Source organism: Tardiphaga sp. vice304 (assembly GCF_007018905.1).
GTDB lineage: Bacteria > Pseudomonadota > Alphaproteobacteria > Rhizobiales > Xanthobacteraceae > Tardiphaga.
In genome coordinates, this window is sequence record NZ_CP041402.1 from 2,364,363 (window position 1) to 2,389,276 (window position 24,914).

Consider the following 24,914-nt stretch of genomic DNA (forward strand, 5'->3'; position numbering starts at 1 on the left):
GAAAAGGAAAAACAATGGCAAACCGAGTCAAGGAAATCTGGGCATCCGGAAAAGTTGTCGTCAACGCCTGGCTGGCGATCCCGTCGGGATTCTCCGCCGAGGTGATGGCGCAATGCGGCTTCGACAGCGTCACGGTCGATATCCAGCACGGCGTGCAGGACTATCAGTCGATGGTGACATGCTTCCAGGCGATGAGCGGCCAGCCGGTGACGCCGATGGTCCGGGTGCCGTGGAACGAGCCCGGCATCATCGGCAAGGTGCTGGACGGCGGCGCCTATGGCGTGATCTGCCCGATGGTGAATACCCGCGAGGAAGCCGAGAACTTCGTGCAATACGCCAAATATCCGCCGCTCGGCACCCGCTCCAACGGCCCGATCCGCTCCGGCCTTTATGGTGGCGCCGGCGACTACCAGAAGACCGCGAATGACGAGACGCTGTGCATTCCGATGCTGGAAACCCGCACCGCGGTCGACAATATGGAATCGATTCTCGACGTGGAAGGCATTGCCGGCGTCTATGTCGGCCCCTCCGATCTCGGCTTCTCCTATGGCCTGGTGCCGAAGCTCGACCGCGAGGAGCCGGAGATCCTGAAGATCTACGAGAAGCTGGTGAAGGAATGCGGCACCCGCGGCATCTATCCCGGCATCCACTGCTCGGGCCCCGCCGGCGCCAAGCGTGCGATCGACATGGGCTTCAAGCTGGTGACGCTGCTTAACGACAGCGGCATCCTCGCCATCGGCGCGAGGAACTGGGTCGCCGAGACGCGCCAGGGATCCGGCGGCAAGGCGTAACTTATTGTCGTTCCGGGGCGGGAGCGGCGCGAGCCGCTACCGAACCTCAGCCACTCCAATTGGAGTGGTGGGGAACCCCGACATGGGACGATGAACACTTCGAGATTCCGGGTTCGCTCGCGCTGGTGCGCTCGCGCCCCGGAATGACACGTTAATCGACGCACTCGTCCGCAGAGATGAGGCCAACCCCTGGGATGACGACCATGCGAAACCGCTCGCTTCTGCTCAACCGACGCCAGCTCATCGGTGCCGGCGCCGGAGCCGCCGCGCTGCTTTCCGCGCCGTCGCTGCTGCGTGCCAGCACCTGGCCGACCAAGCCGATCCGCATGCTGGCGGGCTCCGCCGCGGGCGGCCAGACCGACCAGTTCGCGCGGGTCTATGGCGAGTATCTGTCGCGCGAGCTCGGCCAGACCGTGGTGGTCGAGAACAAGGCCGGCGCCGGCGGCGCGGTCGCGGCGATGGAGCTGAAGCGCGCCGAGCCCGACGGCCACACCTTGATGATCTGCAATACCACCGCTTACATGCTCAATCCGGTGGTCATCAAAGACATCAAGTACAACGTCGCCGAGGATTTTGCCTGGGTCTCGGTGATGCCGGGCGGCAGCCTGCCGCTCGTGGTCAATGAGAAGGTCGGTGCGAAGACGCTGGCCGAGTTCATCGCCTATGCGCGCCGCACCGAGAAAGTGAATGTCGGCACCTATGCCAGCGGCTCGTTCGCGCACATGGTGATCGTCGAACTCAACAAGCAATACGGCCTCAAGATGGAGGCGGTGCATTACCGCGGCGAGGCGCCGATGTGGACGGATCTCGCCGGTGGCTCGATCGATGCCGGCATCGGCAGCTATGCCGCGGCCTTGCCGGTGCTGCAGACCGGGCGCGCCCGCGCGGTGGCGGTCTCGCGCCGCCGCATCAAGGATCTGCCCGATGTGGCGACCTTCGTGGAGCAAGGCGCCACCTCGCGCGGGCATTCGCTTCTGACGTTTCAGGGCTGCGTTGCCCCGGCGAAGACGCCACCGGAGATCATTGCCAAACTCTCCGAGCTGTTCGTCAACGCCGGCAAGAGCGACCGCGTGCGTGAGCTGCTGAAGAGCCAGGGCATCGACGAAGGCCCGATGACGCTGGCCGCCAGCCAGGCGCATTACGCGACGGAGGCGCCGATCTGGGCCGAGCTGGCCGCGGGCCTGGGATCGCCGCAATAGGTGCAGTACGCAGCGACGCTGAAACTCCGCGACATCGCCTCCGCGAGTCGTCCTCGCGAAAGCGGGGACCCATAGCCTCCGTCGTTGTGATAATTGACGAGATCTGCCGCGCGTCGAGGCCACTGCACGGCGTATGGGTCCCCGCTTTCGCGGGGACGACATGCGGAAAGGCTACCGCGTCATTTCCGACAGGGGTGACGCGCGGGTCGCCACCTTGCGTTCGAGCGGCGAAGCCGCGACGATCCTGACAAGACGGTTCACTGGGGAAACACCATGCTTTACGACGACGTCATTCGCGGCCGCCGCTCGATCCGTGGCTACAAGCCCGATCCGGTGCCCCGCAAACTGATCGAGGAAATCATTGCTTTGGCGATGCGCGCGCCGTCGTCGATGAACGTCCAGCCGTGGAATTTCTACGTCATCACCGGCGAACCGCTCGACCGCATCCGCGCCGGCAATACCGAGCGGATGCTGGCCGGCGTGCCGCAGTCGCGCGAATTCCGCACCGGCCAGGCCTTCGCCGGACCGCACCGCGATCGCCAGGTCGGCGTCGCCAAGCAATTATTCTCCGCCATGGGCATCGCGCGCGACGACAAGGAGATGCGGCAGGACTGGGTGCTGCGCGGCTTTCGCCAGTTCGACGCGCCGGTGTGCGTGATCGTGACCTACGACCGCGCGCTCGACGGCAGCGACGACACGCCGTTCGATTGCGGCGCGGTGGCGACCGCATTGGTCAATGCTGCCTGGTCGCGCGGGCTGGGCTGCGTCATCAACAGCCAGGGCATCATGCAGTCGCCGGTGGTGCGCGAACACGCGGGCATCGCCGACGACCAGGTGATCATGAAAAGCATCGCGCTGGGCTGGCCGGACGACAGCTTCCCGGCGAATGCGGTGGTGTCCGAGCGCCGATCGGTCGAGGAAGCCACCGTGTTCGTCGGCTTCGACGAGTAAACCTGGACCGACTGATCTGTCGCCATGAACGACAAGACCTACATTCTCACCGCCGAGCTGGACGATGCCAGTTTCGATTGGCTCGACGCGCTGCGCCGTGAACATTTTCCGCCCGAGCGTAACGTGTTGTCGGCGCATCTCACGATGTTTCATCGCCTGTCCGGCGCGCAGATCGAGCGGCTGCCGCTGGTTGCCATACCGGACCAGCCGATCGACCTCGATGTCGACGGCTTGCGCTTTCTGGGCGGCGGCGTGGCCTTCAATCTGCGATCACCGGGGCTGGCGCGCCTGCGCGAAGCGATCATCGCCGCGATGGCAGGCGAGTTGTCGCGACAGGACGCCCAGAAATGGACGCCGCATGTGACGGTGCAGAACAAGGTGAAAACGGAAATCGCCCGCGATCTGTTCGTGACGCTCAGTGAAGACTTCGCCGGCCGCGCCGGCCACGCCACGGCATTGCTGGTCTGGGAGTATCTGGGCGGACCCTGGCGGTTGGTCCGGCGCCTGCCGTTCGCGCCCGGCTGAAGCGGGCGCGCAGAGCCGATCCACACCCTTCAGCCCAGAGCGGGGCGAGCCCTCATGCCGCCGCCACGGCGCTTGCCGCCTTGTGCACGCGGTTGCGGCCGGTGTGTTTGGCGACGTAAAGCGCTGCGTCGGCGACACGCAGCAAATCCTCGCCAATGCGCGCGGTGGCGCAGCCGAGGCTGACCGTGATCGACAATTCGCCCTGCGGCGTCGCCACCCGCATGGCGGCGACCGCCAGCCGCAGCCGTTCGGCCATCTCGCTGGCGTCGGACAGGGTCCCGGTCAGCAGCACCGCGAACTCTTCGCCGCCAAGACGCGCAAATACGTCCTTCGGACGGATCGTCTGGCTAATCGTTTCGGCAAAGGCCGTCAGAACCATATCGCCGGCAACATGTCCGTGGCTATCATTGACCCGTTTGAAATGATCGATGTCGAGCATGATCAGCGACAGCGGCGTGCCGTGTTCACTCCAGGCCTGCTGCGCGCGCTCGAACAGATGCTGGAAGCGGGCGCGGTTGGCCGCGCCGGTCAGATGGTCCTGCGTCAGCAGGCGGCGCAGGTCGCCGGTGTCATAGGCCGGCCGCGCGATATCGCGCAACACCACGGTGTAGCCGACGAGATCGCCTTGGCTGCCGACGCGTGCGGCAAGCAGGCGCTGGCACCAGTAGCGCGAGCCGTCGGCCCGCACATGCGACATTTCGTCGAGATGCCAGCCGTCGCGCGCACAGCCCCGCAGCAGCTCGGCCATGCCGACAGCGTCGTCGTCGGTGGACGGAAAGATATCGGCGAGCGTCTGTCCGAGCACCCGCTCGCGGGCTTCGCCGGTCTGCGCCGTCCATGAATCATTGACGGCATCGACCAAGCCATCGGAGGTGATCGAAAGCACGGCATAGTCGTTGATGTCGTTCATCAGCGACGAGAACCAGGTCTCGGCCTGTTTCAGCCGCCGCTCCTGGGCGACCTGCTGGGTGATGTCCGAAATGCAGGCAATGGCGCGGTCGGGGTCCAGCTTGACCAGCGTGCAGGCCAGTACCTTGGGCTCCGGGCCGTCGCGATCGCGCCCGATGTCGACCGTGATGCGGTGACCGTCGCAGACGGTGCCACGCTCGCCGTCAAAGCCATCGAGCAGATTGCGCAATTCCGGCGCGGAGTTTTCCAGCATGGCAAACAGATTGCCGGAATCGCGTGCGCCGGTCAGCGGCAGCAGGTGTTTCATCGCATAGGGGTTGATCATCATGATCGCTCCCAACGCATTGATCTCCACCAGCCCGGTCGGCGCTGCATAGAGGAACTCAAGCAGTCTCTCTTCGTCGCTTACGATCTGCGCCATCGCTTCACCGTGCAATGAGAATGTAGCGCAACGGGGCGGACGGGCTGGCGAGCAGACGCATCCGCACCTGCGTCGGCCGCATCCGCAGCGTCAGCACGTAAGGGATGATCGTATCGAGTTCCGCCTCGTCCTCGAAGCGCTGCGCGACCAGATAGTTGTTCATGCACTGCGCGACAGCGCCGAAGAAATCCGAGCCGATTACCTTGTCCGGTGACAGCCCTGCCATCCGCGATTCGGTAGCGTTGTAGAGCTTGGCGATGCCGGAGCGATCCAGGCCGATGACGCCGAAGGGAAGCTGGTTGCAATCGTCGGGCCGCATCGCCTGCAGGTCTCCCAGCGTCATCGTCTCGATCGTCGTGTCGGTCGTCATATCAGCCAAAATAATCTCCATCGCATCAAGCTGCCACGCTAGGCCACAACCATTAATAGAGTAATAGGATACGCATAAAAAACGTCCGCGGCGTGACGGGCCGACTGCCATGTTCCGGACTGCGAGACCGCGCGGGCCGACGTCTCACCGGGCAGCGCCACACAATGGCGCCTCAATCGCAAGCGTTTACGGATTAAATCGAATGGGCGGCGGGCGGCTGCGCTGCTGGTTACGACGCCAGTGACAGCTTGGAACGGCGGTCATCCCGCATCCAGGCTTCGAGCTGATCGGTCTCGAGCGGTCGCGCGATGAAATAGCCCTGCGCCTCGTCGCACTGCATCTCGCAGAGCCACTGCTGGATAATGGCGGTCTCCACGCCTTCGCCGACCACGCGGTAGCCGAGGTCGTGCGACAGCTGGATCATCGCCCGCACCAGCAGGCGTTCCTTCTCGGCCCATGTGCATCTGATGTTCAGTTCGCTGCCGCAGATTGCCTTGCTCACCTCCGACATCGGCTTGGTCAATATCGTCGCATCCAGGGCGGCAACCGACATGCTGATGCGCGGCTTCACCAGCGTCCGCGATCTCGGCGGCCCGTCCTTCGGGCTGAAAAGGCGATCGATAGCGGCGTGGTGGCCGGCCCGCGCATCTGACCGTCGGGGGCCCTGATTTCCCAGACCGGCGGCCATGGCGATTTCCGGTTGCCGACCGAATTGCCGGCGGCGCCCGAGGCGTTCGGCTACACGGACCGGATCGGCGCTGCCGCCATCGCGGACGACGAGGCCACCGTGCGCAAGCGCGCGCGAGGCCCGGGTGGTCAAGTGGTATACGCCGGCCGAAACATTGCAGATCGCGACCTACAACAACGGACAGCTTCTCGCGCTGTCAGGTCCGCGCTCGCCCTATCCGGGAAAACTTGGCGTGATCGAAGCGGGCGCGCTGGCCGACCTGCTGCTCGTCGATGGCGATCCGACGAAGGATCTCACGCTGGTGGCGGACGCGGCGAAGAACTTTCTTGTGATCATGAAGGACGGCAAGATCTACAAGAACGTAGTGGCTAAGTAACAAGCCCGGGCTACACAACGAAGCCGAATTTGCGCGACATCGCCTCCGCGAGTAGTCCCCGCGAACGCGGGGACCCATAGCCTCCGTCAGGTGTGATACCAAGACGTCTGCCGCACGCCCAAGTCTTTTCAGGACGCCGGATTGTGTCGCTTGACAATATCCCTAACAGGACTATTATCCGTATCGTCCCGCTCCACTGGGAGGGGCGGCTCGCGATCGTCACGATACGCGGGGCGGGATGCGGTGACGCGACAGCGTCAGGCGCAGAGGTTGGTGGCTGGGCGGCACCCACAAGGGCCGTGAACCATCGATCGAAGCGCTGACGAACCACGCTGTCGCGCCGGCCCAAGTCGTGTGGTTTCTCGATGCCGAACGGGGCATCGCGGATCGGAGAGTTCGCAACGCCTACCGGCCTGCGAGCCGCATCCTCAGTTCCGGGCGTCGACCATTCCGCCGGAAAGAGCACGAAGCAAGCCGGAGCCTCATCGCGTGCGGAACGCCGGGTGATACCCCGGTGAATCCGGAAGTTTCCGGGCGCATTCCCCTTGCCGAATACGGCATCGGCGCCTGGACCATGGGTGCATCGGGCACTCGGCGTTCCGCGCGCCCTCTCGAGAGGGCAGGGAATGCAAGACGAGACGACGGCGTCCCCGCGCCGCAAACAACAGGGGCGATGTCGCATGTCTGTCGATCGGTAGCCCGGATGGAGCCACCGGGTCGCGCGAAGCGCGCCCGATGATGAACTCTACGAAATCCGGGGGCGGCGTTTCAGCAGGTCGGGCATCCCCGGATTTCGCTTCGCTCCATCCGGGCTACGGGCTAGACTCGTTCCAAACAAAAATAACCGAGGAAACAACATGGCCGCATCTCCCGTCATCCGCCTGCATGCCAACGACGCCGTGCTGATCGCCCGCGCCAGCCTGATGCCGGGCGTCGAGGTCTCGCCGGGTGTCGTCACGTCGGAGCGGATTCCGGCCGGCCACAAGGTCGCGATCCGGCCGATCGCGGTCGGCGAAGAGGTGCGCCGCTACGGCCAGATCATCGGCTTCGCGACGCAGCCGATCGCGCCCGGCCAGCACGTGCATACGCAGAATTTGGGCATGGGCGATTTCGCGCGCGACTATGCCTATGGCGTCGATGTCAAGCCGACGCCGAATTTCGATCTGCCGGCGTCCTTCATGGGCATCCGCCGCGACGACGGCCGCATCGCCACGCGCAATTACATCGGCATTCTCACATCGGTGAATTGCAGCGCGCATGTCGCCTCGATGGTCGCCGACGTGTTCAAGAAGAATCCGTTCACCGGCCACAATCCGCTCGAAAACTATCCGAACGTCGACGGCGTCGTCGCGCTGACCCACAAGACTGGCTGCGGCATGACGCAGGACGAGCCGCTGCGGCTGCTGCGCCGGACGCTCGGCGGCTATGCGCGCCACGTCAACTTCTCGCATGTCATCGTGCTGGGGCTGGGCTGCGAGATCAACCAGATCGGCGGGCTGATGGAGGAGCAGAAGCTCGCCGGCCGCCTGCGCGAAATGCAGATCCAGGAAGTCGGCGGCACCCGCAAGACCACCGAGGCCGGCGTCGCTTTCGTGCGCGAAGTGCTGGAAGATTCCAACAAGGCAAAACGCGAGGAAGTCGCGGCCAGCGAGTTGATTGTCGCCCTGCAATGCGGCGGCTCCGACGGCTATTCCGGCATCTCCGCCAATCCGGCGCTGGGGGCGGCGAGCGACATCCTGGTGCGCCACGGCGGCACCGTGATCCTGTCGGAGACGCCGGAGACCTACGGCGCCGAGCATCTTCTCACGCGCCGTGCGGTGTCGCGCGAGGTCGGCGAGAAGCTGGTCGGGCTGATGCGCTGGTGGGACGCCTATTGCGAGCGCGAGGGTGCCGAGATGAACGCCAATCCCTCGCCCGGCAACAAGGTCGGCGGCCTCACCACGATCCTGGAGAAGTCGCTCGGCGCGATGGCCAAGGCCGGCTCGACCAATCTGGTCGACGTGCTGAACTACGCCGAGGCCGTCACCAAGAAGGGTTTTGTGTTCATGGACACGCCGGGATACGACCCGGTGGCCGCGACCGGGCAGGTCGCCGGCGGCGCCAATCTGGTGTGCTTCACCACCGGCCGCGGCTCGGTGTTCGGCTGTAAGCCCGCGCCCTCGATCAAGCTCGCGACCAACACGCCGATGTTCCGGCGGATGGAAGACGACATGGACATCAACTGCGGCACCATCCTCGACGGCGACGAGAGCGTGGAGGCGTGCGGCCAGCGCATCTTCGCGCAGATGCTGAAAACGGCGTCCGGCGCGCCGACCAAGAGCGAGAGTTTTGATTTCGGCGGCGCCGAGTTCGCGCCCTGGGTGTTAGGGGCGACGATGTAACCAACTGTCATTGCCACAAACTGTCATTCCGGGGCGCGAGCGCGTAAGCCGCGAGCGAACCCGGAACCTCGACATGGGACGATGAACATGTCGAGGTTCCGGGTTCGCGTTCGGCTGACGCCGCCCGCGCCCCGGAACGACAAATGGACGCCCCCACAACAGGCAGCGCGTGCCAATTGTTAGGCCTTGATCCAACCCGCCAGCAATGTTCTGCTTAAAAAAGCTGCTGGAGTTGCCCATTGTCGATCTTCGTCGCGCTACATCACGTCACGCATTACAAATACGACCGTCCGATCGATCTCGGCCCGCAAACCATCCGGCTGCGGCCGGCGCCGCATACGCGGACGCCGATTCCGGCCTATTCGCTGAAGGTCACGCCGTCGAACCATTTCGTGAACTGGCAGCAGGATCCGCAGGGCAACTGGCTGGCGCGCTTCGTGTTTCCGGAGAAGGCGACCGAACTCAAGATCGAGGTCGATTTCACCGCCGAGATGACGGTCATCAATCCGTTCGACTTCTTCGTCGAGCCCTATGCCGAGAAATTCCCGTTCGCCTATCCCGACGATCTGAAGTCCGAGCTTGAGCCCTATCTGGCGACCACGCCGTCGGGCCCGCGCTTCAAAGCGTACATGGAGGAGATCGCCAGGGAAGCGCCGAGCACGGTCAACTTCCTGGTCGACCTCAACGCCAGCTTGCGCGAGAAGGTCAACTACATCATCCGCATGGAAGCGGGCATCCAGACCCCGGAAGAGACGTTGGCGCTGGGCTCCGGCTCGTGCCGAGATTCCGCCTGGCTGCTGATCGAGACGGTGCGCCATCTCGGCCTCGCCGCGCGATTTGTCTCCGGCTATCTGATCCAGTTGCGCCCCGACATCGATCCGCTGGAAGGCCCGCGCGAGGTCGAGAACGATTTCACCGACCTGCACGCCTGGGCCGAAGTCTATATCCCCGGCGCCGGCTGGATCGGCTTCGACGCGACCTCGGGCATGTTGACCGGCGAGGGCCATATCCCGGTGGCGGCCACGCCGCATTTCCGCTCGGCCGCGCCGATCTCCGGCATGGCGGGCTTTGCCGAAGTCGAGTTCGGCTTCGAGATGAAGGTCACTCGCGTCCGCGAGGCGCCGCGCATCACCAAGCCGTTTTCGGAAGCTGCCTGGCAGAAGCTCGATGCGCTGGGCGAAACGGTCGATGCCGATCTGGCCGCCGGCGACGTGCGCCTCACGATGGGCGGCGAGCCGACTTTCGTGTCGATGGACGATCTCGAAGGCGCGGAGTGGAACATCTCGGCGGTGGGTCCCACCAAGCGCGGGCTCGGCGACGACCTGATCCGGCGTCTGCGCACGCGCTTTGCGCCCGGAGGCCTGCTGCATTATGGCCAAGGCAAGTGGTATCCCGGCGAGAGCCTGCCGCGCTGGGCTTTCGGCCTGTACTGGCGGAAAGACGGCGTGCCGATCTGGAAGAACGACGCGCTGATCGCGCGCGTCGAAGGCCCGCGCAAGGCCGCGGTCAGCGACGCCGAGAAATTCGCCAAGCGCGCCGCGCAGCGCCTCGGCGTGCCGCTCGACTTCATCATTCCGGCGTTCGAGGACCCCTCGCACTGGCTGCAGAAGGAAGCCGGCCTGCCGCACAATGTCGATCCCAGCGATTCCAAGCTGGCCGATCCCGAAGAGCGCTCGCGGATGGCCAAAGTGTTCGACGAGGGGCTGAACACGCCGAAGGGTTTCGTGCTGCCGATCCAGCGTTGGAACGCGGAGGCCGAGCCGGACCTGCGCTGGCGCTCCGAGCACTGGCAGTTGCGCCGCGGCAATTTGTTTCTCACCCCCGGCGATTCCCCGCTCGGCCTGCGGCTGCCGATCGCCTCCCTGCCGCATGTCCCGGAAGACGACTTTCCCTACATCGTCGAGCGGGACCCGATGGAGCCGCGCGGCGATCTGTCGGCGGAGGATGTCGAGGCGACCGCGCGGGCGAAAGCTGCGGCCGACAAGATTCAGCAGGATCGGCGCAACCGCGGCCCGGTGCGGACCGCGATGTCGATCGAGGTGCGCGACGGCATATTGTGCGCCTTCATGCCGCCGGTGGAGAAGCTGGAGGACTATCTCGAACTGGTCTCGGTGCTGGAAGCGACCGCCGAAGAGATGCAGCTGCAGGTTCACGTCGAGGGCTATCCGCCGCCCTACGATCCGCGCGTCGAGGTGATCAAGGTGACGCCCGATCCCGGCGTGCTGGAGATCAACATCCATCCCGCCGCGACCTGGCGCGAGGCCGTCAACACCACGACGTTCCTGTATGAAGACGCCGCGCGCACGCGGCTCGGCGCCAACCGTTTTCTGGTCGATGGCCGCCACACTGGCACCGGCGGCGGCAACCACGTCGTGGTCGGCGGCAGCACGCCCGCGGATTCGCCGTTCCTGCGCCGGCCCGATCTGTTGAAGAGCCTGGTGCTGTACTGGCAGCGCCATCCCTGCCTGTCCTATCTGTTCTCCGGCATGTTCATCGGCCCGACAAGCCAGGCGCCGCGCATCGACGAGGCGCGTCATGACGGTCTGTATGAATTGGAGATCGCGCTGGCGCAGGTGCCGCCACCCGGCGTGAAGGCGCCGCTGTGGCTGGTCGATCGGCTGTTCCGGCACATCCTGGTCGACATCACCGGCAACACCCATCGCTCCGAGATCTGCATCGACAAGCTCTATTCGCCGGACGGCACCACCGGCCGCCTCGGGCTGGTCGAATTCCGTGCGCTGGAGATGCCGCCCGATCCTCGGATGAGCCTCGCGCAGCAGCTCCTGATCCGCGCGCTGATCGCAAAGATGTGGCGCGAGCCGCAGCAGGGCGGCTTCACGCGCTGGGGCACCACGCTGCATGACCGCTTCATGCTGCCGCATTATCTCTGGGAGGATTTCCAGGACATCCTCGCCGAGCTCGGCCACGCCGGCTACGAATTCTCGAAGGAATGGTACGAGGCGCAGCTCGAGTTCCGCTTCCCGGTGTTCGGCCAGGTCACCAATGGCGGCGTCACGCTGGAAGTCCGTCAGGCGCTGGAGCCGTGGCACGTGCTGGGCGAGGAAAGCTCGGCCGGTGGCACGGTTCGCTACGTCGACTCCTCCGTGGAGCGGCTGCAGCTCAAGGCCAACGGCTTCGTGCCGGGCCGGCACATGATTACCTGCAACGGCCGCGCTTTGCCGATGACCGAGACCGGCCGCTCCGGCGAGACGGTGGCGGGAGTGCGCTTCAAGGCCTGGCAGCCGGCGTCTGGCCTGCATCCGACGATCCCGGTGCACGCGCCATTGACGTTCGATATCGTCGATACCTGGAACCGGCGGTCGCTGGGCGGCTGCGTCTATCATGTCGGCCATCCCGGCGGCCGCAGCTACGAGACCAAGCCGGTCAATTCCTACGAGGCCGAAGCCCGCCGGCTGGCGCGCTTCGAGGCGATCGGCCACACCCCCGGCGAAATGGACCCGCCGAAGCCCGAACGCACACTTGAATTCCCCTTGACCCTCGACTTGAGGACGCCGCTCCTGCATTGAGGTGCCAATCGTGTTGGCAGGAGAGTCGGGATGACGTCACAGACCGGCCAGGGGAGAAAACCCCGTCCGGGGCATCGCAAGGTTGCGCGGTGGACCCGCGACTACGAGCGGCTGCCCGGAATTCCCGACGAATATCTCAAGGCTGACGGCACGCCGCGCGAGGTCTGGACGCGGTTCTTCGATGCCTTTGGTGACCTCCCGGCCGCCGATATCGAGCGCCGCTTCGGCTCGGCCGACCGCCATCTGCGCGAGGCCGGCGTCACCTACCGGGCGCCGGGCGACGTTGCGGACCGGGTCTGGCCGCTCAGCCATGTGCCGCTTTTGATCGACGAGACCGAGTGGAAGCAGATCTCGGTCGCGATGATCCAGCGCGCGCAACTGCACGAGCTGGTGCTGACCGATTTGTACGGCCGCGGCCGGCTGGTCGCGGACGGCGCCGTGCCGGCGGCGGCGATCGCGGGCAGCGCAGAATATCTGCGCGCGATGTGCGGCGTGGCCCCCCCCGGTGGCCGCTATCTGAATTTCTATGCCGCCGATCTCGGCCGCGGCCCCGACGGCCGCTGGTGGGTGCTCGGCGACCGCACCCAGGCGCCGTCCGGCATGGGCTATGCGCTGGAAAACCGCCTGGTGCTGTCGCGCGCCTTCACCGATCTCTACAAGTCGATGAATGTCGAGCGCGTGGCGCCGTTCTTCGAGGCGTTTCGCGACAATCTGCGCGGCTCCGCCGACCGCGACGAGCCGCGCATCGGCCTGCTCACGCCGGGGCCGTTCAGCGAGACCTATTTCGAACACGCCACGCTGGCGCGCTATCTCGGCTTCCTGCTGGTCGAGGGCGACGATCTCGCGGTGTCCGGCGACCGCATCCACATCCGCACCGTGGCCGGCCTGAAGCGGCTCGACGTGCTGCTGCGCCGCGTCGATTCCAATTCGCTCGATCCGCTTGAGCTCGATGCCTCGTCGCAGCTCGGCATCCCCGGCCTGCTCGACGTGATCCGCAAGAACGGCGTGGTCGTCGCCAACATGCCCGGCACCGGCGTGATGGAAGCGCGCGCGCTGCTCGGTTTCATGCCGAGCCTGTGCGAAAAGCTGCTCGGCGAAAAGCTGCAGATGCCGCATATCGCGACCTGGTGGTGCGGCCAGAAGGCGGCGCGCGAGGAAGTGCTGGACCGGCTCGACGACTTCGTCATCGAGAGCGCCTACGGCCAGTCGGTGCCGGGCTTCCCGGGTCCCGGCCCGGTGCTCGCCGCCAATTTGTCGCCGGCCGATCGCGACCGGCTGCGCGCCGCGATCCAGAACCGCGGCATCGATTATGTCGGCCAGGAGCTGGTGCAGCTCTCGACCACGCCGGTGTGGGACAACGGCCGCCTCGCGCCGCGCCCGTTCGTGCTGCGGGTGTTCGCCGCCGCCACGCCGCAAGGCTGGACCATCATGCCCGGCGGCTTCTGCCGCATCGCCGACCAGCCCGATGCGCGTGCGGTATCGATGGGCGCGGGTGCCCGTGCCGCCGACGTCTGGGTCGTCGCCGACCGGGCGGTGCCGACCACCACGCTGCTGCCGGCGGTCGAGACCGTCCGCATCCGCCGCATTGCGGGCTGGGTGCCGAGCCGGGCTGCCGACAATCTGTTCTGGCTCGGCCGCTACCTGGAGCGCGCCGAGGCGACCTTGCGTCTGGTGCGCGCGCTCGGCGTGCCGCAGCGCGACCCCGGCAAGGGCGGCGCCTCGGCGCAGCATTCGGTCGAACGCATCCAGCGCCTGCTGGTGGCCTGGGGCGCGACCTCCGGGACCGCGCGCTCGCAGCCCGCTAAGGTCGCCGCGCAAGCCCTGCAAAGCGAGGAGAAGTTCGGCTCCGCGCTGTCATTAGTGCGCTCAGCGCAACGCACCGCGACGTCGCTGCGCGAACGGCTGTCGCCGGACGCCTGGCAGGTCATCACAGAGATGGCCGACCGGCTCGGCAAGGAGGTCGAGGACGATGACGGCGTGGTCAGCGCCGCCGAACTCACATTGCAGGAGCTGGCGAGCTTCGCCGGTCTGGCGCAGGAAAATATGAACCGCGCCGCCGGCTGGCGTTTTCTCGAGATGGGCCGCCGCGCCGAACGCGCCATCAACACCACGCGCTTTGCCCGGCAGTTTGCCTATGACGAAGCCAGCGCCGACGATCTCGATATTCTTTTGACGCTGGTGGATTGCCAGATCACCTACCGCTCGCGCTATCTGGTCGGCCCGTTGCTGGCGCCGGTGCGCGATCTCGTGATGCTCGACCCCTATAATCCGCGCTCGGTCGCGTTCCAGGTGTCGGCGCTCAACGATCACATCGCCAATCTCCCGGCGCTGAAAGAGGACGGTCTGATGGAGCGTCCGCAGCGGCTGGCGATGGCGCTGCAGACATCGCTCACCACCGGGGAAGCCTCGGAGCTGAATACCAAATCGCTATTCGTGCTGGAGCAGGACCTGCTCAGTCTTTCCAGCGCGATCGGCTCGCATTATTTCCCGCACGCCTCCAGCGCGACGCGGCCGGAAAAACTGACGGGGCTGGCGTGATCTACGATATTCGCCACGTCACCACCTACAATTACGAAAGCCCGGTCAGCTTCGCGCGCTGCTCGCTGCGGCTGGAGCCAATAACCAGCCCGGGCCAGCATCTGGTCTCGCACCATGTCGAGATCAAGCCGACCCCGGCGAGCCGCACGACGCGCACCGATTTTTTCGGCACCGCGACCGAGACCGTGCTAATCGAGACCCCGCACCGCACGCTGCGGATCGACAGCCGCTCCCGCGTCTATGTCGAGCGCACGGTGCCTGTCCGCAGCGACGACAGTCCGGCGTGGGAGAACGTGCGCGAGGCGTCGTATAAATCGGCCGATCTTGGTGCGGCGTCGCCGATCGGCTATGTCTTTGCCAGCCCGCTGGTGCCGCTGCTGGCCGATGTTACCGCCTATGCCGCGGTGAGTTTCACGCCGGGCCGCGGCATGCTGGAAGCGACGATCGACCTGATGCACCGCATTCGAACCGAGTTCAGATATGATCCGAAGGCCACAGTGATTTCCACCCCGCTGCAGGAGGTGCTGGAAAAGCGCCACGGCGTCTGCCAGGACTTCGCCCACATCATGATCTCCGGCCTGCGCGGGCTCGGCCTGCCGGCGGCCTATGTCTCCGGCTATCTGCGCACCATCCCGCCACCGGGGCAGCCGCGGCTGCAGGGCGCCGACGCCACGCATGCCTGGGCTTCGGTGTGGTGCGGCAAGCAACTCGGCTGGGTCGGCTTCGACCCGACCAACGACATTCTGGTGGAGAACGACCACATCATCCTCGCTGTCGCCCGTGACTTCTCCGACGTGTCGCCGGTCGATGGCGTCATCATCGGCGCGCGCAAGCAGAAGCTCGCCGTCGGCGTCGACGTATTGCTGGTCGAATGAGCACGCCCCGCACGTTCAACACCTATGACGTCATCATCCTCGGCGCCGGCGCTGCAGGCTTGATGTGCGCCGGTACAGCCTCCCAGCGCGGCCGTTCGGTGCTGCTGCTGGAGCAGGCGAGGGCGCCCGGCGAAAAGATCCGCATCTCCGGCGGCGGCCGCTGCAATTTCACCAATTTGCACACCTCGCCGGCGAATTTCCTGTCGAACAATCCGCAGTTCTGCAAATCGGCGCTGAAGAGCTACACCCAACAGGATTTCATCGCGCTGGTCGACAAGTATCGCATCGCCTATCACGAGAAGACGAAAGGCCAATTGTTCTGCGACGGCTCGGCGCAGCAGATCATCGACATGCTGCTGTCGGAAAGCCGGCGCGGCGACGCGCAGATGCGGCTCGGCGTCCAGATCCTCGGCGTGTCGAAGAACGAATCCGGCTTCGTCGTCGGGACCGACCAGGGCGAGTATCGCAGCCGCTCGCTGGTGGTCGCCACCGGTGGGCCGTCGATTCCGAAAATGGGCGCCAGCGCGTTCGGCTACAAGACGGCGCAGCAATTCGGCCACAAGATGGTGCCGCCGCGCGCTGGCCTCGTCCCGCTGACCTTCGACGTCGGCCAACTCGCGCAGTTCAAGGAGCTGGCGGGGCTGGCGGTAGATGCCGCGGTCAGCACCGGCAAGGCGCGCTTCGAGGAGGCTCTGCTGTTCACCCATCGCGGGCTGAGCGGGCCCGCGGTGCTGCAGATCTCGTCGTACTGGCGCGACGGCCAGGACGTCATGATCGACATGGCGCCGGATGTCGATGTGCTGGCCGGGCTGAAGCAGGCGCGCCGCGAACGGCCGCGCCAGGAGCTGGCGACGGTACTGACCGAGCTGCTGCCGAAGCGACTGGCGCAGATGGCGTCGGAGCGCGTGGCCGGCCCGCCGCGGCTGGCGGACTATTCCGACAAGTTTCTCGCGGCAGCGACGGCGGCGGTCAAGGAATGGCGGGTGCGCCCGAACGGTACCGAGGGGTATCGCACGGCTGAAGTCACGCTCGGCGGCGTCGATACCACCGAACTATCCTCGAAGACGTTCGAATCGAAATTGGTGCCGGGATTGTACTTCATCGGCGAAGTCGTCGATGTCACCGGCCATCTCGGCGGATTTAATTTTCAGTGGGCGTGGTCGTCCGGCTTCGCGGCCGGTAACGGAATCTAGTAAAAGCGCGCACCGGCGTCGCCGCCGGGCCACCTTCCGTAAAATTACGGTTTGCCGCAGAGACCCTAATTTAACTATGCCGCGACATTGTTGTCGTGCGGATATCAAACTCAGGCTAGCGAAAAAATCCTGATGTCCTGGCCGCGTTCACCGCCCTCTCGATGGAGGGATCCGCACCGAGATAAACGCAGCTGAATACCGCTTCAAGCCTGCGATTGACACAGGAGCTCCCATGAGCAGCAATAATTCACTGTCTGAGCGCCTTCGTTTCAATCTGATCGACCAGGAGACCATGGCGGCCCTGCGTGAAGCCAAGACGTTTGTGCTCGGCGAACTTCCCGGGGTGCTCGACGCCTTCTACGATCACATCGGAAAGTTTTCCGACACCGCGAAATTCTTCAAGAGCCGTGATCACATGATGCACGCCAAGAAGATGCAGATCCAGCACTGGTCGGTGATCCTGGATGCGCGGTTCGACGATACGTACTCTGCGTCGGTCACCAAGATCGGCGAGGTTCACAACAAGCTCGGGCTCGAGCCGCGCTGGTACATCGGCGGCTATAACGCGCTGGCAGCCGGGCTGGTGCACGCCATCGCCACCAAGATGCCATTCGGCAGGTTCGACTCCAGCGCGAAGAAGAAACGCGCGGCGTTCCAGACCGCGATTATCAAGGCTGCGATGCTCGACATGGATCTGGCGATCTCGGTCTATGTCGAGGGAGGTCGCCGCGAACGTCGCGAGATGCTGGATCGCCTGGCCGTGGATTTCGAACGAACCGTGGGCGGCGTGGTTGGGATCGTGGCGTCGGCCTCCACCGAATTGCAGACCGCGGCGCAGATGCTCACCTCTTCGGCGAGCACGGCGACGGCGCAGTCGCAGGTGGTCGATAACGCATCGCGCGAAGCGTCGTCGAGCGTGCAGGCGGTCGCCGTGGCGACGGAAGAACTCACCAGCTCGATCAGCGAGATTTCCCGTCAGGTCAATGAATCCTCGCGGATTGCAAGTGCCGCCGTGCGCGATGCGGATGAAACCGCGGTGAAGATGAACCGGCTCGCCGAAGGCGCTCAGAAGATCGGAACGGTGGTCGAACTGATCAACAACATCGCGGCGCAGACCAATTTGCTGGCGCTGAACGCGACCATCGAAGCGGCACGCGCCGGCGAGGCCGGCCGCGGCTTTGCGGTCGTGGCACAGGAGGTCAAGTCGCTGGCCGAACAGACCGCCAAGGCGACGGCGGAGATCGCCGAACAGGTCGGCGACATCCAGAGCTCGACCACGGAATCGGTCGCGGCGATCGGTACCATCACCAAGGTCATCGGTGCGCTGAGCGAGATCTCCACCGCCATCTCGGCTGCGGTCGAGCAGCAGGGCGCCGCGACCAACGAGATCTCGCGCAGCGTCCAGCAAGCGTCGCGCGGCACCAGTACGGTGTCGTCCAATATCGCCGGCATCACGGCGTCTGCCGGTGAAACCGGTGCCGCCGCCTCGCAGGTGCTGGCTTCGGCGTCCGAATTGTCACGCCAGTCCGAGCAGTTGCGCGGGGAGGTCGACAAGTTCCTCGCCACCGTCAAGGCTGCGTAACGCGGCTTCCATGCTAGTCTGCGCCGTGGCCGGCCTCCCGGAACGTTCGGGAGCAGCCGGCCCCGGAGTTTGCCATGATCTATCGCCACGCCATCGCCGCGCAGACCCATGTCTTTGCCGACCTGCGCGACCTGATGGCCAAGGCGACGCCGCCGCGCTCCGGCGACCGGCTGGCCGGCGTCGCCGCCGACAGCGCCGAGCAGATGATCGCCGCCCGCATGGCGCTGGCGAACGTGCCGCTGTCGCAATTCCTGCAGGAGACCGTCGTGCCTTACGAGGACGATGAGGTCACGCGGCTGATCATCGACAGCCATGACGCCCCGGCCTTTGCCCCGATTGCGTCGCTGACCGTCGGCGGCTTGCGCGACTGGCTGCTGTCGGAGGCCGCGACGCCGCAGGTTCTGCGGCGGCTCGCGCCGGGCATCACGCCGGAAATGGCCGCCGCGGTCTCCAAGCTGATGCGCAACCAGGACCTGATCCTGGTGGCGAAGAAATGCGAGGTGATCACCCGCTTCCGCAACACCATCGGCCTGCGCGGCCGGATGAGTGTGCGGCTGCAGCCCAACCATCCGTTCGACGATATTCGCGGCATCACCGCTTCGGTGCTCGATGGCCTGATGCTCGGCGCCGGCGATGCCTGCATCGGCATCAACCCTGCGAGCGACGATCCCGCGGTGCTGGGCGGCCTGGTGCGGCTGCTCGACGAGGTCATCGGCAAGCTGCAGATCCCGACGCAGAGCTGCGTGCTGGCTCATGTCACGACCTCGCTCGATCTTATCGACCAGGGCTTTCCCGTCGATCTCGTGTTCCAGTCGATTGCGGGCACCCAAGCCGCCAACAAGAGTTTCGGCATCGATCTGGCCATCCTGAAGGAGGCGCATCAGGCCGGGCTTTCGCTGAAGCGCGGCACCGTGGGCGACAATGTGATGTATTTCGAGACCGGGCAGGGCAGTGCGCTATCCGCCAATGCCCATCACGGCGTCGACCAGCAGACGCTGGAGGCGCGCGCCTATGCCGTGGCCCGCGCCTTTAATCCCCTGCTGGTCAACAGCGTGGTCGGCTTCATCGGCCCGGAATATCTCTATGACGGCAAGGAGATCATCCGCGCCGGGCTGGAGGATCATTGCTGCGGCAAGCTGCTCGGCCTGCCGCTCGGCATCGACGTCTGTTACACCAACCATGCCGAGGCCGACCAGGACGACATGGACAATCTTCTGACGCTACTGGCAGCGGCTGGCGTGACTTTCATCATGGGCGTGCCCGGCGCCGACGACGTGATGCTGAATTATCAGTCGACGTCGTTCCACGACGCGCTCTATGTCCGTGATCTGTTCGGATTGAAGCGGGCGCCGGAATTCGACGACTGGCTGGTGCGCGCCGGCCTGACGGACAGGGATTTCCGCATCGACGGCCATGACGGCCTGCTGCCGGAGCTGGCACGGCTGATCGCCTGATGTCATCGCCGCGTCATGCGCCTGCTGTCACCTAATCGTCAAAGCACGCCACAATCTTGAAGAATTTGTAGCCCAGCCTTAAGCACCATGATTAGATCGGCTTTTACCCGGCGGGAGTGGAACCGCTTGAACCTTAAGACATTAGTCCCTGCGCCGAGTATGACCAGCGGGGGGCATCCGGCGAATCCACAAAGGAAAATTGATGCGAGCTGAGGGCAGGCAGACGGCACGGCGCATATTGTGTGTCTTTCCGCGATACACATCTTCATTCGGCACGTTCGAATATGCCTACCCTCTCACCGACGGCGTGCAGGCGTTCATGCCGCCGCAGGGGCTGTTGCTGATCGCTGCCTACATGCCCGAGGACTGGGACGTTCGCTTCATCGACGAGAACATCCGCGTCGCGACCGACGAGGATTTCCGCTGGGCCGAAGCCGTGTTCGTCAGCGGCATGCACATCCAGCGCAGCCAGATGAACGACATCTGCCACCGCGCCCACGCCCATGACCTGGCGGTGGCGATCGGCGGTCCGTCGGTGTCGTCGTGCCCGGAATACTATCCGGCATTCGATTATCTGCATTGCGGCGAACTCGGCGACGCCACCGATCGGCTGATCGACATTCTGGCCGCCGATGTCACAAGGCCGGATTGTCAGGTCGTTCTGAAGACCGACGAACGCCTCGACATGACCAAGTTTCCAATCCCGGCCTATGAGCTGGCCGAGATCCCGCGCTACTTCCTGGGCTCGATCCAGTATTCCTCGGGCTGTCCGTATCAGTGCGAGTTCTGCGACATCCCCGGCCTCTATGGCCGCAATCCGCGGCTGAAGTCGCCGCAGCAGATCACCGCGGAACTCGACAAGCTGCTCGAATGCGGCATCATGGGCTCGGTCTATTTCGTCGATGATAATTTCATCGGCAACCGCAAGGCCGCGCTCGACCTGCTGCCGCATCTTGTCGAATGGCAGAAGAAGACCGGCTACGTGCTGCGGCTGTCCTGCGAAGCCACGCTGAACATCGCCAAGCGCCCGGAAATCCTCGCCTTGATGCGCGATTCGCTGTTCGGCACCATCTTCTGCGGCATCGAGACGCCCGATCCGGTGGCATTGAAGGCAATGAAGAAGGACCACAACATGGTCCTGCCGATCATGGAATCGATCGAAGTGCTGAACTCGTTCGGCATGGAAGTGGTGTCGGGCATCATTCTCGGCCTTGACACCGACCGTCCGGAAACCGGCCAGTCGCTGCTCGACTTCGTCGATGCCTCGCAGATCCCGCTGCTCACCATCAACCTGCTGCAGGCATTGCCGCAGACGCCGTTGTGGGACCGACTGAAGAAGGCCGACCGCCTCAACGAGGAGGAGGGCCGCGATTCCAACGTCGAGTTCCTGCTGCCGTATCATGACGTGGTCAGTTCGTGGCGCGCCTGCATGGGCGCGGCCTATCAGCCGCAGAAGCTGCTCGATCGGTACGAGTACCAGATCACCCACACCTATCCGAACCGCATCATGCCGCGCACCAAAGAGCAGATGTCCTGGAAGAATATCCGGATGGGTCTGATCATGTTGCGTAACATCTTCTGGAAGGTCGGCGTGCTCGGCGACTACAAGGCGGCGTTCTGGAAGTTCGCCTTCCGTCGCCTGAAGCGCGGCGAGATCGAATATCTGATCTCCTCGATCATGGTCGCGCAGCACCTCATCATGTTCTCGCGCGATGCCTCGCAGGGCACCACCAGCGCATCGTATTATTCAATGAAGCTGCCGGACGCGGTTCCGGCCGAATAATGGCCGGCGTGGCCGACGACAATACGCCCCGTCCGCTTCGGCGGACGGTGGCCGACCTGAAAGCGCTGACGCCGGCGCGGATCGGGCTGGGCCGTAGCGGTGCCAGCCTGACGACACGGGCGCTGCTCGACTTCACGCTGGACCATGCCCGCGCGCGCGATGCCGTTCATTCGTCGTTCGACACGGAGGCGATCGCCCATGCTCTGGTCGCGCTCGGGCTGGAGACGGTGGTGGTTTTGAGCCAGGCGTTGGCGCGTGCCGACTACCTCAAGCGCCCCGATCTCGGCCGCAAGCTCGATGAAGCATCGCAAATTCAACTTGCGGCACGCGACGCCGCGCCCTGCGACATCGCCTTGATGGTCGGAGACGGCCTGTCGCCGGCGGCCGCCAACGCGCATGTTGCGGAGCTGATCGGAACCTTGCTGCCAAAGCTCGCGGGATTGCGGATCGGTCCGGTGGTGATCGCTTGCGGCGCCCGCGTGGCACTCGGGGACGAGATCGGCGCGCTTCTGCAGGCGCGGATGACCGTGCTGCTGATCGGCGAGCGACCGGGGCTATCGTCGCCGCACAGCCTCGGCGCCTACCTCACGCTGGGTCCGACACCGGGCCTGACCGACGAGCGACGCAATTGCGTGTCCAACATCCAGTCCGCCGGTCTGCGCTACGACGAAGCCGCTACCAAGATCGCGTGGCTGGTGCGCGAGGGCCTGTCCCGCGGCGTCACCGGCGTTGCGTTGAAGGATGAGAGTGGGCTGCGCGCACTCGGCACGATGCCGACATGACGTGCCTCGCCACCGCCTTGCGAGGTGTCACACTCACCTGCTACACCAGTTCCCGATGGAATTTGCCCATGTTTTCAACAGTTAGGCCTGTTCGGTCCTGTTGAACGCCGCCTCATTGATGCCCCGGAGGTGTGCGACGCGAGCCGCCTTCGACAGAACTGGACAGACGATGCACGACAAGAGTTCGCACGACGCCGATATTGCAAAGCTTGGGAAAGGACCCGTCAGCATCGCCTTCGGCCTCGAGCGACTTGGCCTGATCGCCGTCAAGGCGCCGGTCGTGTCCTGCCTGATCCTGCTGGCGCTGGTGATCGGCGCGATCTTCGGCATCCAGCGCATCAAGATCGACGATTCGCTGAGCCAGCTGTTCCGCTCCGACTCCAAGGAGTATCGGCAGTATGAGGAAGTGACGAAGCGCTTCCCGTCGAGCGAGTTCGACGTGCTGGTGGTCGTCGAAGGCAAGACGCTGCTGGCCCGCGAGAATCTCGAAAAGATCCGCGACCTCGTCACCGATTTGCAGCTGGTCGACGGCACCCGCGGACTGATCTCGCTATTCTCCGCCCGGCAGACGCCGGCGCCGGGCAAGCTGCCGGCGGCATTGTTTCCCGCCGAGCTGCCCGAAGGCGCGGCCTACGACCAGTTCATCGAAACCGTGAAGACCAACGAACTGATCCGCGGCAAGCTGTTGTCCGAAGACGGCACGCTGGCGCTGGTGGTGCTGTCGCTCGATCCCGAGGTCGTCAGCAACAACAAGCTCACCAAGGTCGTCGGCGAGATCCGCAAGATCATGAACGACGATCTCGCCGACTCCAACCTGACCAAGCAGCTCTCCGGCGTGCCGGTAATGCAGCTCGAGATCCGCAACGCCGTAGAACGCGACGGGTTGATCTACAACGTCGCCGGCATCCTCGCCGGCTGCATCATCGCGATCATCTTTTTCCGCAAAGTGTCGTTCATGATCGTGGCGGCGTTCCCGCCGCTGCTGGCGATTCTGCTGGCACTGGGCGCGCTCGGCTGGGCCGGCTTCAGCCTCAACATGTTCCTCAACGTGATGACGCCGCTGATCATGGTGATCAGCTTCGCCGACTCCATGCAGCTCACCTTCGCGGCGCGTGACCGGCTGATCGCCGGCGAGGACAAGTACTCCGCATTCAAGAACGCGGTGCTCGTTGTCGGGCCCGCTTGCGTGCTGACCCACGCCACCGCAGGCATCTCGTTTCTGGCGCTGCAATTCTCCGATTCCGACCTGATCCGCGCCTTCGGCGAGGCCGGCCTGGCCGCCACCATCATTGCGCTGGTCGCGGTGCTGTCGCTGGTGCCGGTGTTCGGCGTGCTGCTGGTGCGCAACGAGGAGAAGTTCGCCGCCAAGTTCCAGAAGGCGGATTCCGGCGTCAAGGCGCTGCGCGATTTCTGCTACTGGATCGCGGTGCGGATGGTCGGCCGTCCCGGCCTGTTCAGCCTGATTTCGGTGGTGGTCGTCGTCGGCCTCGGCATCGTCTACGCCAATCTGGAGCCGCGCTATCGCCTCGCCGACCAGGTACCTGACAAGGAGCAGGCGGTCGCCGCCTCGAGCCGGTTAGATGCCAAGCTGACCGGCGCCAATCCGATCGACGTGCTGATCGAATTCCCCAAGGGCCAGGACCTGTATTCGCCAGAGACGCTGGCGACCATTGCCGACGTGCATTCGCTGGTCGAGAAGTCGGCCGGCGTCGGCAACGTCTGGTCGATCGAGACGCTGCGCCGCTGGCTCGCCGAAAAAGCCGGTGCCACGGACGTCGGCACGCTGAAGGAATATGTCGACGTTATTCCCGAGCATCTGGCACGCCGCTTCATCTCCGCGGACAAGACCGCGGTCGTGGTATCCGGCCGCGTCGCGGATCTGGATTCCAGCCAGATCCTGCCGGTAGTCGACAAGCTCGACGGCCTTTTGCAGGACGTCCGCGCCAGGCATCCCGGCTACGAGATCGCGGTCACGGGTCTGTCGGCGATCGCGGCACGCAATTCGGCCAGCATGATCGAGAAGCTCAACCACGGCCTGACCATCGAATTCGTGCTGGTCGCGGTGTTCATCGGGCTCGCCTTCCGCTCCTGGGTGGTCGGGCTGGCGTGCATTCTGCCGGGCATCTTCCCGGTGGTGCTGTCCGGCTTCGTGCTGTGGCTGCTGGGAGAGGGGCTGCAATTCGCTAGCGTGGTGGCGCTCACGGTGTCGTTCGGCCTCGGCCTCAGCGCCACCATCCACTTCCTCAACCGCTTGCGGCTGGAGGATACGCCGGGGACCGATCCCGCTGTCGCGGTGGAGCGCGCCACGGTGCTGGTCGGCCCGGCACTGATCCTGACCACGGTAGTGCTGGCCTGCGGCCTGATCGTCACGGTGTTCTCCGACCTGCCGTCGCTGCGGCTGTTCGGCTGGCTGTCGGCCTTCTCGATGGTCGCAGCCCTGGTCGCGGACTTGTTCATCCTGCGCCCGACCTCGATGTGGCTGATCCAGTTGCAACAGAAGCTGACCAGCCGATCGACACTGACCAAGCCGGCGGAGTAGGGCGGGGTCCAAGGCGCACAAACCCGGCTG

Annotated in this window: 18 protein-coding genes; 15 read left to right on the forward strand and 3 right to left on the reverse strand. The window is 65.0% G+C overall.

What is annotated here, in order from left to right:
- Positions 1-14: 14 nt before the first annotated feature.
- From FNL56_RS11220 to FNL56_RS11235, 4 genes are all read left to right on the forward strand, one after another.
- Positions 15-791 (forward strand): HpcH/HpaI aldolase family protein, encoded by a 777-nt coding sequence (locus FNL56_RS11220; RefSeq protein WP_143572788.1) that lies wholly within the window; start codon positions 15-17, stop codon positions 789-791.
- 203 nt (positions 792-994) lie between these two features.
- Complete coding sequence (locus FNL56_RS11225; RefSeq protein ID WP_168202904.1) at positions 995-1,990, forward strand: Bug family tripartite tricarboxylate transporter substrate binding protein; 996 nt, start codon at positions 995-997, stop codon at positions 1,988-1,990.
- 273 nt (positions 1,991-2,263) lie between these two features.
- Positions 2,264-2,941, forward strand: a complete 678-nt coding sequence (locus tag FNL56_RS11230; protein WP_143572790.1) for a nitroreductase — start codon at positions 2,264-2,266, stop codon at positions 2,939-2,941.
- Positions 2,942-2,965: 24 nt separating this feature from the next.
- A complete protein-coding gene (locus FNL56_RS11235) occupies positions 2,966-3,466 on the forward strand; it encodes a 2'-5' RNA ligase family protein (RefSeq protein ID WP_143572791.1) in 501 nt (166 codons plus the stop codon).
- Between the two features lie 52 nt (positions 3,467-3,518).
- On the opposite strand, the gene FNL56_RS11240 is transcribed toward FNL56_RS11235, so the two are convergent.
- From FNL56_RS11240 to FNL56_RS28815, 3 genes are all read right to left on the reverse strand, one after another.
- On the reverse strand, positions 3,519-4,796 hold the full coding sequence (locus FNL56_RS11240) for a sensor domain-containing diguanylate cyclase (RefSeq protein WP_143572792.1): 1,278 nt from the start codon (positions 4,794-4,796) through the stop codon (positions 3,519-3,521).
- 4 nt (positions 4,797-4,800) lie between these two features.
- Positions 4,801-5,175, reverse strand: coding sequence for a hypothetical protein (locus FNL56_RS11245; protein WP_210245494.1), 375 nt, complete (start codon positions 5,173-5,175; stop codon positions 4,801-4,803).
- 220 nt (positions 5,176-5,395) lie between these two features.
- Positions 5,396-5,986 carry an EAL domain-containing protein gene (locus FNL56_RS28815; protein WP_368039342.1) on the reverse strand — a complete coding sequence of 197 codons (591 nt, stop codon included), beginning with the start codon at positions 5,984-5,986 and terminating at the stop codon, positions 5,396-5,398.
- Here FNL56_RS28815 and FNL56_RS28820 point away from each other — a divergent pair.
- The 11 genes from FNL56_RS28820 (at position 5,979) to FNL56_RS11305 (ending at position 24,884) form a co-directional block, all read left to right on the forward strand.
- Positions 5,979-6,230 (forward strand): hypothetical protein, encoded by a 252-nt coding sequence (locus FNL56_RS28820; RefSeq protein WP_210245495.1) that lies wholly within the window; start codon positions 5,979-5,981, stop codon positions 6,228-6,230. The two genes, FNL56_RS28815 and FNL56_RS28820, sit on opposite strands and share 8 nt — an antisense overlap.
- Positions 6,231-7,087: 857 nt before the next feature.
- Positions 7,088-8,611, forward strand: coding sequence for a UxaA family hydrolase (locus FNL56_RS11260; protein WP_143572794.1), 1,524 nt, complete (start codon positions 7,088-7,090; stop codon positions 8,609-8,611).
- A 239-nt stretch (positions 8,612-8,850) separates the two neighbouring features.
- Entirely contained in the window at positions 8,851-12,138 is a 3,288-nt protein-coding gene (locus FNL56_RS11265; RefSeq protein WP_143572795.1) for a transglutaminase family protein, read from the forward strand.
- A gap of 30 nt (positions 12,139-12,168) precedes the next feature.
- Positions 12,169-14,676 (forward strand): circularly permuted type 2 ATP-grasp protein, encoded by a 2,508-nt coding sequence (locus FNL56_RS11270; RefSeq protein ID WP_143572796.1) that lies wholly within the window; start codon positions 12,169-12,171, stop codon positions 14,674-14,676.
- The gene (locus FNL56_RS11275) at positions 14,673-15,551 is read left to right on the forward strand and encodes a transglutaminase family protein (protein ID WP_143572797.1); all 879 of its coding nucleotides are present in this window, start codon (positions 14,673-14,675) and stop codon (positions 15,549-15,551) included. Before FNL56_RS11270 ends, FNL56_RS11275 begins: the two co-directional genes overlap by 4 nt.
- Positions 15,548-16,744, forward strand: a complete 1,197-nt coding sequence (locus tag FNL56_RS11280; protein WP_143572798.1) for an NAD(P)/FAD-dependent oxidoreductase — start codon at positions 15,548-15,550, stop codon at positions 16,742-16,744. The genes FNL56_RS11275 and FNL56_RS11280 overlap by 4 nt, the downstream gene beginning before the upstream one ends.
- A gap of 232 nt (positions 16,745-16,976) precedes the next feature.
- Complete coding sequence (locus FNL56_RS11285; RefSeq protein WP_143577826.1) at positions 16,977-18,326, forward strand: globin-coupled sensor protein; 1,350 nt, start codon at positions 16,977-16,979, stop codon at positions 18,324-18,326.
- A 74-nt stretch (positions 18,327-18,400) separates the two neighbouring features.
- Positions 18,401-19,780, forward strand: coding sequence for an ethanolamine ammonia-lyase subunit EutB (locus FNL56_RS11290; protein ID WP_143572800.1), 1,380 nt, complete (start codon positions 18,401-18,403; stop codon positions 19,778-19,780).
- 202 nt (positions 19,781-19,982) lie between these two features.
- The gene (locus FNL56_RS11295; protein ID WP_143572801.1) at positions 19,983-21,563 is read left to right on the forward strand and encodes a B12-binding domain-containing radical SAM protein; all 1,581 of its coding nucleotides are present in this window, start codon (positions 19,983-19,985) and stop codon (positions 21,561-21,563) included.
- Positions 21,563-22,345: an ethanolamine ammonia-lyase subunit EutC gene (gene eutC / locus FNL56_RS11300; protein ID WP_143572802.1), complete on the forward strand. Its 783-nt coding sequence runs from the start codon at positions 21,563-21,565 to the stop codon at positions 22,343-22,345. Before FNL56_RS11295 ends, eutC begins: the two co-directional genes overlap by 1 nt.
- A 169-nt stretch (positions 22,346-22,514) precedes the next feature.
- On the forward strand, positions 22,515-24,884 hold the full coding sequence (locus tag FNL56_RS11305) for an efflux RND transporter permease subunit (protein ID WP_143581994.1): 2,370 nt from the start codon (positions 22,515-22,517) through the stop codon (positions 24,882-24,884).
- The last annotated feature ends 30 nt before the right edge of the window (positions 24,885-24,914 follow it).